The sequence below is a fragment of the Algorimicrobium bowmanii genome (assembly GCF_054031195.1).
In genome coordinates this window covers 2,032,395-2,045,543 of the sequence record NZ_CM132929.1, presented here as the reverse complement: position 1 = coordinate 2,045,543, position 13,149 = coordinate 2,032,395, and the positions used below count along the sequence as shown (strand labels likewise).

Annotated in this window: 13 protein-coding genes; 2 read left to right on the top strand and 11 right to left on the bottom strand. The window is 32.3% G+C overall.

The features are described 5' to 3' along the window. Positions 1-5: 5 nt before the first annotated feature. From ACW5R3_RS09030 to ACW5R3_RS09015, 4 genes are all read right to left on the bottom strand, one after another. A complete protein-coding gene (locus ACW5R3_RS09030; RefSeq protein ID WP_456576685.1) occupies positions 6-524 on the bottom strand; it encodes a glutathione peroxidase in 519 nt (172 codons plus the stop codon). 89 nt (positions 525-613) lie between these two features. After that, a complete protein-coding gene (locus tag ACW5R3_RS09025) occupies positions 614-838 on the bottom strand; it encodes a hypothetical protein (protein ID WP_456576684.1) in 225 nt (74 codons plus the stop codon). Positions 839-1,041: 203 nt separating this feature from the next. After that, positions 1,042-2,361: an ABC1 kinase family protein gene (locus tag ACW5R3_RS09020; protein WP_456576683.1), complete on the bottom strand. Its 1,320-nt coding sequence runs from the start codon at positions 2,359-2,361 to the stop codon at positions 1,042-1,044. A 6-nt stretch (positions 2,362-2,367) separates the two neighbouring features. Continuing rightward, complete coding sequence (locus ACW5R3_RS09015) at positions 2,368-3,012, bottom strand: TetR family transcriptional regulator C-terminal domain-containing protein (RefSeq protein WP_456576682.1); 645 nt, start codon at positions 3,010-3,012, stop codon at positions 2,368-2,370. Positions 3,013-3,148: 136 nt separating this feature from the next. On the opposite strand from ACW5R3_RS09015, the gene ACW5R3_RS09010 reads away from it, so the two are divergent. Together ACW5R3_RS09010 and ACW5R3_RS09005 are read left to right on the top strand one after the other, a co-directional pair. Then, the gene (locus tag ACW5R3_RS09010; RefSeq protein ID WP_456576681.1) at positions 3,149-3,574 is read left to right on the top strand and encodes a hypothetical protein; all 426 of its coding nucleotides are present in this window, start codon (positions 3,149-3,151) and stop codon (positions 3,572-3,574) included. Between the two features lie 75 nt (positions 3,575-3,649). Continuing rightward, entirely contained in the window at positions 3,650-4,501 is an 852-nt protein-coding gene (locus ACW5R3_RS09005; RefSeq protein WP_456576680.1) for a DUF2911 domain-containing protein, read from the top strand. A gap of 309 nt (positions 4,502-4,810) precedes the next feature. On the opposite strand, the gene ACW5R3_RS09000 is transcribed toward ACW5R3_RS09005, so the two are convergent. From ACW5R3_RS09000 to ACW5R3_RS08970, 7 genes are all read right to left on the bottom strand, one after another. Beyond that, positions 4,811-6,502, bottom strand: coding sequence for a sodium:solute symporter (locus tag ACW5R3_RS09000; protein ID WP_456576679.1), 1,692 nt, complete (start codon positions 6,500-6,502; stop codon positions 4,811-4,813). Positions 6,503-6,621: 119 nt separating this feature from the next. Further along, positions 6,622-9,120: a PIG-L family deacetylase gene (locus ACW5R3_RS08995; protein ID WP_456576678.1), complete on the bottom strand. Its 2,499-nt coding sequence runs from the start codon at positions 9,118-9,120 to the stop codon at positions 6,622-6,624. Positions 9,121-9,358: 238 nt separating this feature from the next. Beyond that, a complete protein-coding gene (gene corA / locus ACW5R3_RS08990) occupies positions 9,359-10,426 on the bottom strand; it encodes a magnesium/cobalt transporter CorA (RefSeq protein WP_456576677.1) in 1,068 nt (355 codons plus the stop codon). Positions 10,427-10,457: 31 nt separating this feature from the next. Continuing rightward, positions 10,458-11,003, bottom strand: a complete 546-nt coding sequence (locus ACW5R3_RS08985; protein WP_456576676.1) for a mechanosensitive ion channel domain-containing protein — start codon at positions 11,001-11,003, stop codon at positions 10,458-10,460. Between the two features lie 70 nt (positions 11,004-11,073). After that, the gene (locus tag ACW5R3_RS08980) at positions 11,074-11,664 is read right to left on the bottom strand and encodes a Maf-like protein (RefSeq protein WP_456576675.1); all 591 of its coding nucleotides are present in this window, start codon (positions 11,662-11,664) and stop codon (positions 11,074-11,076) included. Further along, positions 11,664-12,581 carry a geranylgeranylglycerol-phosphate geranylgeranyltransferase gene (locus tag ACW5R3_RS08975; protein WP_456576674.1) on the bottom strand — a complete coding sequence of 306 codons (918 nt, stop codon included), beginning with the start codon at positions 12,579-12,581 and terminating at the stop codon, positions 11,664-11,666. The genes ACW5R3_RS08980 and ACW5R3_RS08975 overlap by 1 nt, the downstream gene beginning before the upstream one ends. A 35-nt stretch (positions 12,582-12,616) precedes the next feature. After that, positions 12,617-13,147 carry a KdsC family phosphatase gene (locus ACW5R3_RS08970; protein ID WP_456576673.1) on the bottom strand — a complete coding sequence of 177 codons (531 nt, stop codon included), beginning with the start codon at positions 13,145-13,147 and terminating at the stop codon, positions 12,617-12,619. Positions 13,148-13,149: the final 2 nt, after the last annotated feature.

The window sequence follows — 13,149 nt, the reverse complement described above, 5'->3', positions numbered from 1 at the left end:
TACGGTTATGAATTTAGGTGTTTTGTTATTTTAGGACTTAAAGGTTTGGTTATTGAGTAGTAATAATCCACTAAATGTCCTTTTTTATTAATGAGATATTTTTGGAAATTCCATGTAACTGACGAGTTTACTTTTCCATTTAATGACTTTTTAGTTAGCCATTGGTATAACGGATGTTGTTCTTTTCCTTTTACTATTGTTTTCTTGGCAATAAGGAATGTTACTCCGTAATTTTTTTGACAAAATGATTGAATATGTTCTGCTGAACCAGGTTCTTGATTTCCAAATTGATTACAAGGAACACCAATTATAACTAGTTTGTTTTGGTAGGTTTCATAAAGTTCTTGCAATTCAGTGTATTGCTTCGTGAAACCACAATGAGAAGCTACATTAACGAACAATATATATTGTCCTTTAAATTTGTGTAGGTCGATAGCTGAGCCATCTAAAGCGGATAATTTAACATCATATAAGCTAGTGGTAGGTTGTGATTCTGTTTTTTTCGATTGAAAGATACTTAGCATAATATGATGGGTTTTTGACTGGTATTTACATAGTTAACAGAGCTACATTTTATGCTTATAGCTCTGTTACTATGACCAACCTTTTTGCATTAAGCACTTAAAGGTTTCCCGTTAAGACGTTTTTCTACTTTTTGTTTTATTGCTGTTAAACGCTTCATGATATCCATGATACGCTCATCTTTTTTGGTTTTATAAATTTGATTTAAATCCAAAATAAGGGCTTTTGCCTCTCTTGAGATTTTAATTCTATCACTTGTTGATAAAGATTTTAATTTTGTTTGCTCGAATTCTAATGCACGATCTATTGTGTCCATAGTTTAAAAATTTAATAGTTTTAATTTAGCTTTAAATAGGTTGCTCTAGGGTTAAGGTTGTATTTTAAGCACTACTTTAACACGGTGTTATTCTAAAACAACTGCATTTTACTAATTAATGAAATATAATAACTGTTTTTCTACTATTTATTAATTTTAAGTTAAAATATAATTGGTTTCCTACATATTTCACACTTTAATGCTTAGGGCGTTTGTAATAATTTATAGTTTGAAATTTTAATGCCATCAGCTTTCAAGTCAAACATTAAATTATACAAACCAAAAAAGGTTCGGTTTATGTATATAAAATGTTGTGAACCGCGATTTCCATTCATTTTCCGTAAATCTGTATTTTTGGAGTATTTTTCACCTAAATCGGCAATACGACTAAAAAATGAAGCATCTGAAAAATTAAAAACCTCAGAATGTAACGGACGTGTGAAAATACTTAATAGCTCATGAAACATATCTGAAAAGAATTTAATTTCTTCCAGCGAATCTTCTGGTTTTAAAATTTCTAACTCATACAGTTTATCTTGAAAAATGATTGGATTATCAATACATTCTTTTGTAGCTAACTCAAAGTAAGGAATATAAAAACTATTTGGAATAATTTTCATGCAACCAAAATCCAGCGCTATTAGCTGTCCTGTTTCAGAAATTAGAAAATTTCCGGGGTGTGGATCGGCATGTACCTTTTTTAATTTATGAATTTGAAACATATAAAAATCCCATAAAGATTGTCCGATTTTCGTAGCAAGGTCTTTATTTGTATTTATTGGCGCAAATTCAGAAAGGTGTTTCCCTTTCATATAATCCATAGTAATAATCCGGTCTGAAGATAAATCTGGGTAATACTTTGGGAACTTCAGGTTTGGTATATGGGCACAAGCTTGTGCTATTTCTTGACTCTGCTGGAGTTCTAATTGGTAATTGGTTTCTTCAATTAGCTTGTTTTCTACTTCTTTAAAATACTTATCAGAATCTGCACCTTTAATATTAAACATTTTAATAGCTATGGGTTTCACCATTGCTAAATCTGATTGAATACTTTGTGCAACTCCTGGGTACTGTATTTTAACGGCCAATTGCTTTCCATTTTTTTCTGCAATGTGTACTTGACCAATACTTGCTGCATTAACTGAAACCGGATTAAAATTATCAAAAATAGATTCGGGTGGTTTTCCAAAATAAGCCTTAAAAGTTTTAGCGACTAAAGGGGGAGATAATGGCGGCACAGAAAACTGTGATAAAGAAAATTTTTCAACATAAGCTTGTGGTAAAATGCTCTTTTCCATGCTTAGCATTTGTGCTACTTTAAGTGCACTTCCTTTAAGTTGCTTTAATCCATCATAAATATCATCAGCATTATTTTTATTTAATGTTTCTCTAGCCTCATTGTCATCTTTAGTGAGTTTATCACCATAATATTTAAGGTAATTAACGCCAACTTTTGCGCCTGTTTTAACTAATTTACTAGCACGTTGTATTTTTCCTGTAGGTATTTTATCAATTGTTTTCATATGCTCTTATTGCATGGTCTCTTTATAGATAAATTTACCTAAATCAAGCACACTTTTTAATGGTTTTATCTCCATCAAGTCGAAACTTGCTTGTACCGATTTTTCAATGAATAAATCGGTTTTCTCAAATGCTGGCGACTCATCATTTAACCAAAATTTTAAAACGACAAGAAACTGAACCCAAAAACTTTCTTGAACAGACATATTTTGAATTTTAGTTATGCGTGGTTCTTTAATTTCTACCATATCAATTGGTAATGAGTTAATATATTCTTTAAATGCTTTTCTCAATTCAGAAAGGGTAGTGAGCGACTTTAAATTTTTAGATTCTAGAGCGTAAACACCATAACTTCTATTAGCTGTTAAATTTTCAAATAATGTAAAATAGAAACTTAATAGCTTATTACGGGCATCAAATTGTAAATACGATTCGTTTTGCTCTAAAAGGTTTATAGTATTTTCCAGAAACGTTTTAAAAATAGTTTTTTCTAAAACTTTAAACGTTGTAAAGTGTTTGTAGAAATCAGATTCGTTAAAATTAAACGCTTTAGCAAACGCATATACAGATTCAGGCTCTTGATTATGAGTTAAAACATAATCCATGTAAAATGTTATGAGTTTATCGTTTGTTATGTTCTTTTTCTTAGCCATGATTTCAATATTATGACGTAAAGATACAAAATGTTTAACAAATAATCTAAAAAGTTAAACAAAAAATACTGTGATACAATTTAAATTCTCTACAAACAGAAAAAATAGTATCTTCGTATTTCAAAAATTTAAAAACATGAAAGCAAGTCAAATCCTATGTTTAGGACTATTTTTAATGGTGTTTAGCACCGGTTTTTCTCAATCGCGTTCTGTAAAAGATGCGGAATTACAAGAAGCTAAAGTTGATACCGTTTATTCGGTTCAAGAACGTGCCAATATTCAACGTTGGTTTTATGAACGTGTTAACGAAATGAAATTAAAGCCTGAAGTGCGTGATGATTATGATCGTATTGTAAACAATTATGTTTTTCAAATGGGGCGCTTAAATGATTCGGATCACGATTTTACACGTGATGAAATACATGAAAAATTTAATGCACTTGTAGATAGAATGAACAACGAAATTAAACCAATTTTAACTTCAGACCAGTACATTAATCATTTAGAAAACTTTGGACAAATACAACGTAGTGTTTATAGAAGATGGAATTTTGAAGATTAAATACATTTAGTAATTAACAAGACGTTTATAAAGTAATTCTTATAAATAACAATTTAAATTAATAATATATTATCCATGAAAAAGACATTATTACTTATTGCTGCGTTTGTTGTGGCATTTAATACACAAGCACAGGTTGAAACACCTCAATCTAGCCCTTTTAGTAAAGTTGAGCAAAAGGTTGGTTTAACCGATGTGACTATTGAATATTCTCGTCCAAGTGTGAAAGGCAGAAAAATATTTGGAGGCTTAGAGGCTTTTGATAAGATTTGGAGAACCGGAGCTAATAAAAATACGGTTATTACTTTTAGTGATCCCGTAACAATTAATGAGTATCAATTGGACGCTGGTTCTTATGCGTTATACACAAAGCCAGGAGCATCTATTTGGGAAGTATATTTTTATACAGCAACGGATAATTGGGGAGCACCAAAAAAATGGGATGAAAGTAAAGTAGCTGCAATTGTTAAGGTTAAAGCAGAACAAGTACCTTTCTTAGTTGAAACTTTTACTATTGATATTAACAATATTCAAACAAGTGGAGCTAGATTAGAGTTATTATGGGAAAATACATACATAGGTGTTCCTTTTTCTGTTCCAACAGATGATAAGGTACTGAAGTCTATTAACGATGCTTTAAATGGTACGCCTACATCAGCTGATTATTATGCTTCAGCAGTGTATTATTTAACAGAAGGCAAAGATATTAAGCAAGCTAAAGTTTGGGTTGATAAAGCTTTTAGTATGATGGATAAAGAGCCTGCTTTTCATCAATTAAGAAAGCAGTCTTTAATTTATGCTAAAGCGGGTCATAAGGCGGAAGCTATTGAAATTGCTAAGAAATCTTTAGAAGCATCAAAAGCTGCTGGTAACATGCAGTATGTAAAATTTAATGAAGATTCTTTAGAAGAGTGGGGCGCTAACTAAAATGAAGTTACGTTTTATTTTCTGCATCTTTATTCTAACTGTTTCAACAATAAGGTTTTCTCAAGAAACAGAATGATTATCGGGAGAATTACACTTTGTTGATGGTTGCGTAAAGACAGGTCAAGTTAAAATTCCGCAGCCAATATTTCTGCTGCCGAACCTGTTGAAAAACGAGAAGATGCTTTAGAAGCGTTATTGCAATACGAAAATTGTATATAATAGTATTCGAATAATAAATAGAAAAGCGACTAGATTTTTATCTAGTCGCTTTTTTTTGGTGCTAAATCTTAAGGTTACTATCCTTTAGTTTTAGCTTGATTTTTTACTTGTAAATTGAATTAGTATCGCAATAGTCATAACAATAGCACACCCCACAAAGTTGAGCCATAAGAAAGGTAAGTTTATATATTCGTATTGATTTAATAAAAATAAGCTAATCACCAGTATTTGTGTTATAATAGCGGCAATAAATACGGCACGACCTTTAACAGCTTTAACAAAAAAGGCTAATAAGAAAATACCTAAAACATTACCATAAAATACCGAACCAATAATATTTACTAACTGAATTAAATTCTCAGCCAAATTAGCGAGACAGGCTACTATTATTGCCATAATTCCCCAACCTAAAGTAAATAATCTAGAAATTTTAACCATTTCTGTGTCGCTTTTATTAGGCGCATTTCGCTTGTATAAATCTATTGTTGTAGTAGATGCAAGCGCGTTTAACTCGCTAGAAGTACTAGACATGGCAGCACTTAATATAACGGCTAATAGTAACCCAATTAAACCTCGAGGTAAGTTGTTGAGTATGAAGTTTATAAAAACATAATCCTTATCGTTACTTTCTACTTTTATACCTTTAGTTTCTCCTGCTTTGTCAATTAATACACGAGCACGAGCTCTAATGCTATCATTTGTAGCATTTGCAGTTGCGACACCAGCCAAGGTTGCTTCATTTTTATTAGCAATGAAACTGGCTATTAATTCTTGTTTTTCATTATAAACAGCATCTTGAGCCAATTGAAGCTCTTTGTATTCTTGAGCATATTCTGTGTCTAAAACCACTTCAGTAGCTACAGGGTTAAAATTTACGGGAGCTTTGTTGAACTGATAGAAAACAAAAACCATAACGCCTACAAGTAGAATAAAGAATTGCATAGGAACTTTAAATAGGCCGTTAAACATAAGCCCTAATTGCATTTCTCGAACAGATTTTCCGGATAAATAACGTTGTACTTGGCTTTGGTCTGTTCCAAAATAAGAAAGCATTAAAAAAGTACCACCTATAATACCACTCCAAAAAGTATAACGATTATTTAAATCGAAAGAGAAATCCAAAATATCCATTTTACCACTTGCGCCAGCAATATCTAATGCATTTGTAAAAGTGATATTTTCAGGTAGTTTATTTACGATAAGAATAAAGGCAATAATCATCCCAGAAAAGATAACAACCATCTGATGTTTCTGGGTAACATTTACTGCTTTCGTACCACCTGATACGGTATAAATAATGACTAATATTCCTATAATAATATTAAGTAATAGGAGATTCCAACCTAAAACAACCGATAAAATAATTGCAGGAGCAAAAATAGTGATACCTGCAGCCAACCCGCGTTGAATAAGAAATAATATAGCAGTTAAAGTACGTGTTTTTAAATCGAAACGGTTTTCTAAGAATTCGTAAGCTGTGTACACATTTAAGCGGTGATACAAGGGGATAAAAACCATACAAATAACAATCATGGCTATTGGAAGTCCGAAATAGAATTGTACAAAGCCCATACCGTCGTTAAAGGCTTGCCCTGGTGTCGATAAAAATGTAATAGCACTTGCTTGTGTAGCCATTACGGATAATCCTATCGTGTACCACTTAGAAGAATTACCTCCTTTTAGGAAATCTTGAACGTTTTTACTGCCGCGGGTTTGGTATGTTCCGTAAGCAACAATAGTAATAAGGGTAATGGATAGAATAATCCAATCGAGAGTTTGCATATTTAAAAGGCTTGCATTATAAAATAAAAAGCAATAAAATAAAGAATGTTAGCTACGAGTAGTATCGTATACATTTTTTTCCATTTGTATTTTTCGGGCTCCATGAGTAGTGTTTTGGGTTATTTTCCTAAAGATAACATATTCGCAAATAAACGGTATGCTCCAGATACGCCTGCAGGAAACTCTCTAAAGAAACTTAATCCTGTATAAACATAATAGCCTTTACCGTATTTAGCGACAAGTAAACTTCCTTTTTTAGCAGACTCACCTTTATCATGCATTGATAAAATAGGGGTGAAATCCGAACTCCATTTATTAGGGAAGTATAAGCCACGCTCTTGTGTCCAATTTTCAAAATCAGATTGGGTGATTTTATTAGGAGTGTTTAATACGGGGTGTTTTTTAGCTAAAAATGTCACATTTGCAAATTCATCAGTAACCCGGTCTCTTGATAATTCTAATTTAAAGGGTGCTAATGTATCTGTTACTAATCTGCGGTTTGTGTTGTACTGAACAATCATGTTTCCGCCATTTTTTACAAAATCAAATAAAATTGATTGTTTAAATTTTAAGGCTTCAACTGTATTGTAAGCACGGATTCCTATGACTACGGCATCAAAACCTTCTAAATTTTCAGGGGTAATAGCATCAGGGCTTAGTGTTGTTACATGGTAACCTATTTGTTGTAAGCTTTCAGGAACTACATCACCTGCACCAGCAATGTAGGCTATGTTTTCACCTTTCTTTTTAATATCTAAACGTACCACTTTACTTTCGCTAGGTAGCAATACCGTTTGATATGGAATATGATCGTAATCTATTTCTATTAACTCATTGGAGTAGGTGTTGTTGTTAATAGATATAATAGGTTTGATAGAGCCTTCATTTTGCTTACTTGGAGGCGTAACCAAAAACAAAACAGTTTGCTCATCACCTTTATTACTAATGCTTATTTGGTGTTTTTCGGGTGTAACGCTCCAACCATCAGGTATAGATAAATGTATGTCACCTTTTAAATTATCGCGTCCTGCTTTAATGCTTACGGGAATGTTTCTAGGGTTGTTAGTGTCGAAAATGATTACTTTTTCGGCAATTTTAACCGATGCTTCCGGGATTATTTCAAAAGGCTTATAAACTTCACCTTTAACGGGGTCATTCATTTTATAAACAACAGCTTTGGTATAAGGAATGTTAACACCTGCTATGTTCAAGTGAAAAATGACATTGAAATATTCTGGTGTTTCTGCTTTTCCTATTAATGCTTTATCAGACACTTGATACATGCCTAAAGTTCCTTTTTCTGTTAGCCAGTAAGGTGTTGTGATAGGTGTTTTATCTAGGCTAGGAATTTTAAACGATTCGCTAATTTTTATAGATTCGTTTTCGTTTAAGGTAATTCCTTTCTCAACTTTTAAGTTATTAGGATTTGTAATTGACGCTAGAGTCATTTTTATAGGACTTCTATTTATAGCTTCAAGTTTTAAAGAAATAGTTTCGTTAGCTGTTGCTTGATTTGTTTCAGAAACAGCTTCTACATACAAACCGGCACAAGCAGCTATAATATCTTTTAATTCCTGAGTTTTAATAGTTTTCCAATGTGTGTTTTCTAATTGCTGAATAGCAGCATAAGCTTCAACTAGTTTAGGTAATGATGCAGAAGGATTATTAAAATTATAATTGGTTTCTACATCTTTTAATATTGCACCAATAGCAGCGCCACCTTTTACTCGGTTCCAAGAAGTATCAATACCTTCAAATAAATTATTTGGATCAGTAGGCATTGTTCCTTTTATAAGCTCGATATATTCTAACTCAGAACCACGAGTTCCGGTGTTACCAAACCCTTGCGATTTGTGCTGACTTCTACTTAAGGATGCAATTTCGGTATTACTAAGTCCGCTTGATGGATAATAAATTCCGGTATCTAGGCTTAAGAGATTACTTTTGTCGGCTTTATTAAATTTTTCTTTACTACCATAAAACCACCAAGATGTGTTATAAAACAGGCGTTTTGGTTGCCATGTAGATGTAGTTTTTAGTTGTTCAGAGAATTTTGAATTATCATTGGTAATATCAAAAGCTTCCACGCTTAACATGGCTGAAGTTGTATGATGCCCGTGAGTTGTTCCTGGGCTTCTGTGGTCAAAACGGTTTATGATGATATCTGGCTGAAATTGACGAATAGCTAAAACCACATCACTTAAAACGGCTTCTTTATTCCATATAGCTAAAGTTTCATCGGGGTGCTTAGAATAACCAAAATCGTTTGCACGTGTAAAACGTTGTTCGCCACCATCAATAGCTCTGGCAGTAAGGAGTTCTTGGGTTCTAATAACACCGAGAAGCTCACGAATTTCAGGACCAATTAGGTTTTGGCCACCATCGCCTCGTGTTAGCGATAAATAGGCCGTTCGTGCATGAATATTATTTGCCATATAAGAAATAAGGCGTGTGTTTTCATCATCTGGATGTGCTGCTACGTATAGAACAGAGCCTAAAAAATTAAGTTTTTTAATGGATTCGTAAATCTCAGAACTATTAGGTTTTTTGGGTTTTTGGGCGTAGGTGAGTGTGGTACTTAATAGGATAAAAAAAAGGGCACGTACTAGTTTTGTCATAATGGTTTTGCTAAAAGACCAAATATAATAAAGTCAGTAGTTAAGACTAACGGTTTTAATGGTTTTTTAACTAAACACCTTAAGCTGTACTCTAAGATTATTAAGAATACTTTTTAAAGAAAATGAATAATTACACTATTCATTGTGTTGGGTATAATGAAGATTTAAGAGTAACTACTTGTTAATAAATATCAATTATAACTTTAAAGGAGTTATAAATAGCTCCTTTTTCTTTGTTTCATAACCACTTCTTTCGTTTAAAATAATACAACATACCAATAAAAATTAGAATCATTACAGCCCAAAGAATATAATAGCTGTATTTGTACTGAAGTTCAGGCATATGGTTGAAATTCATACCATAAATACCGGCAATAAATGTTAGTGGAATAAAAATAGTAGCAATAATGGTTAATACTTTCATGACCTCATTCATTTTATTGCTAATGGTGGTCATATACATATCCATTAAACTCCATATCATTTCGCGGTAAATATCAATACTGTCTGATAATTGAATGATATGATCGTAGACATCATTATAGAACTGAAGATTTTTTTTAAGAATTAAATCACTATCACTTTTTTCTATACGACTAATTATTTCGCGAAGGGGGAAAATAGCACGACGTACTTTTAGGAGTTCTTTTTTTAGACTTAATACTTGCTGACTTAAATCGTCTTTAATATTTCCACTGAAAAGTAAATCTTCTAAATCTTCTACTTTATTACCCATGGTTTCGCTTACAATGTAATAATGATCTACTACCGCATCCATTAGCGCATAAAGTAAGTAATCTGAGCCTAGACTGCGAATTCTTCCTTTACCAGCTCTAAGACGCTCCCGAACTGTATCAAAAACATCGCCTTCTGATTCCTGAAACGTTATGACATAATTTTTTCCAAGTATAAAACTAACTTGCTCAATAGTAATGTTTTCATCAGCATCATAATATAACATTTTTAAAACGATGAAAATATATTCTTCGTATTCATCAATTTTAGGGCGTTGAGATGTATTTACGATATCTTCTAAAACTAGTGGGTGGAGATTGTAATGGGTACCAATTTTTTCAATTTCGTTTATATGGTTTAATCCATTAATATTAATCCATGTTATAGAATTTGTGTTTTTAAAATTAAAGGCATCATCAATGTTAAACAGTTCCTGTTCGTTTACAAATTGCGAACTATAATCAAATGATTCTATAAAAAGTCTTTGAGTGTCTTTATTCCCGGTATATGTTAATGTTCCTGGAGATTTCCCAACGTGTTTCTTGTATTTTGAAGTGCGCTTTTTACCCATAATAGTGAAATTTACAATAAATTATTTAAAACTATAGGGTGTTATCAAGTTCTTCTGAAGTTAAATCAATTGCATCTTTTTTTAATAAAGTAACTGGTTTTTGAAGGATTAAATTGTTGGGGTAGGTTACTAAATCCCCGTTATTTAAACGCAAATGTAGTTGGAAAGCTGCAATATCTTCAATAATAGCTTCTATAGGAAAGTCTTTATCGTGAATGAAAATTTTATCGCCAACCTTGTATGGGAAGTTAAAGAACATAATTATTCCAGATGTAATATTGCTTAAAATAGACCAAATAGCAAAAAGCGCAATTCCAATCACAGCAAATAGGGATGAAAAAACTAAAGCAATTTCTTCAAATTTAGCTCCTAAAATTATGGTTTCAATTAGTAGTCCTAACAGTAATATTGTTGCTGTGGCATAACGAGAAATAAGTTGTATTCTAGCCTCGTTGATACCAGCTTTACGACCAATTTTTCTAATTAGAGTTTTGGCAATAAAACGAATAAATAGCAGTATAAGAATTAAGATTATACTAGCGAAAATTTCAGATTGATATAAGTTTATATTGGACATTGAAGTCATGTGTTTGTTTCTCGTAAAGATAAAATAGAAAAACCTGACTATATGATAATTTTCAAATTATTTACTGTGCAATAAATTCTTGTAATGTTTGATAAACTAAATGTGTAGGAAGGCCTACGACATTAAAATAGGAGCCCTCAATATTGGTTATTCCTACTTGGCCAATCCATTCCTGAATGCCATAAGCACCTGCTTTGTCAAATGGTTTGCAGGTGTTTACGTAATGGTTTATTTCGGCATCCGATAGTTCTTTAAAAGTAACTTTCGTTATCGCATTTACGGTTTTTTGTTTTTCGGAAGTTGTAAAACAAACTGAAGTAATAACATCATGTGTTGTATTACTCATAGATTTAATCATATTAAAAGCATCGATTGGGTTTTCAGGTTTTCCTAAAGCTTTTTCTTGATGCCAAACTATGGTGTCGCTTGTTATTAATATTGTGTTCGCTTGTATTTCATTCTGAAAAGCCTGTGCTTTTAATTGCGCTAAATAATCGCTAATTTCAGCATGTTTGAGCTCCTCAGGATATACTTCGTCAACCGGTTTTAAAATAATCTCAAAATCTAAGCCTAAATCTTTGAAAAATTGTTGTCTTCTTGGTGATCCTGAAGCTAAAACTATACGTTTGTTTTGTAGTTGTTCTTTAAGCATTAGTAGAGTAGTTTAAATTGATACATTACTAAAGAAATCATACCGAAAAACATAATCAGTTTTAATAGCGCACTAATAGTACTGTAATCACTTTTTTGTTTGGCTTGAAATAAACGGATAATAACATAAACTAATGGTGCAATTACAAAGAGCAGAAAGTATCCTACAATCCATAAATTTTGATACATATAAGTTACAACATAATATGTTACAGCAAATAGCGGAACAAAAGTAAGTGCTAGTGTAATATGGGTTGCACGAACGCGGCCTAAAGCTATAGGTAGTGTGTTCATTCCAAACTTGTAATCACCGTTGGTGTCTTCAATATCTTTAACCATTTCACGTATTAGGTTTAAGCTAAAAGCAAAAATGGCATAATCGCAGATAATTTTAAAAAACGTTAGTTGCGTTTCTTGATTTTGTGGTGTTATGGCCGGAAGTAATTCAAAAAGTCCGACAATAATGATGCTTAATGCGACTAATAAAGAGACAACAATGTTGCCAATTAAAATAAGTTGCTTTAAATAAGAAGCATAAATGTATAGTAATCCAGAAACTAAAACAAAAATGGCAAAAAAACCAGATTTACCAACTAAATGGGATAAGTAAAAGCCAATTAAAACGCCAATAATATTAAGAATGAAAAACAGATTGTAGGCTAGTTTTTCTGAAATAACTTTTCCTACTATTACGCTTTCTGGTTTATTAATAGAATCGGTGTCTTGATCAAAAATATCATTAATAATATTACCAGCTGCCGCTAAACATATCGTAGCTATTATGAGTAAAGAAAAACCGAATCCATTTAGAGTTATCCGCACCCCAAAAGGTTCTAGTAGGGCATATTTTAGTAATAATTGCACCAAGGCAATCATGAGTAAATTTTTCCAACGAATTAATGATAAAATATTTTGCATACGCGTAAAATAGGGGCGTTTAGTTTGTTTGTAATTTAATCGTATTGTGCATTAAAGCTGCCTTGCCAATTGTCTTGAACTTTTAAAACTTGTTCAATAACATCACGAACAGCACCTTGACCACCATTTTTATGAGAGATATATTTTGATGCAACTTTAATTTCAGGAACAGCATCCTGAGGGCAACACGGTAACCCTACTAGTTTCATTACAGGGTAGTCTGGTATGTCATCACCCATATATAAAACGTGCTCTAGTTTAATATCCTTTTCCGATAGGTATTGGTTAAGCTCTTTTATTTTGTCATGCGATTTTAAGAAAATATCTGTTATACCCAATCCTTCTAAACGGGCGCGCACCCCTTCATTGGAGCCACCAGAAATTATACAAATATTATAACCTCTGTCAATAGCTGTTTTTAAAGCGTAACCATCCTTTATATTCATGGTTCTTAGCATTTCACCAGAAGTTAATACAGTTACTGTGCCATCGGTTAATACGCCATCTACATCAAAAATGAAGGTTGTAATATGTTCTAAGTATTCTTTATAGCTTTTTTCTTCCATAA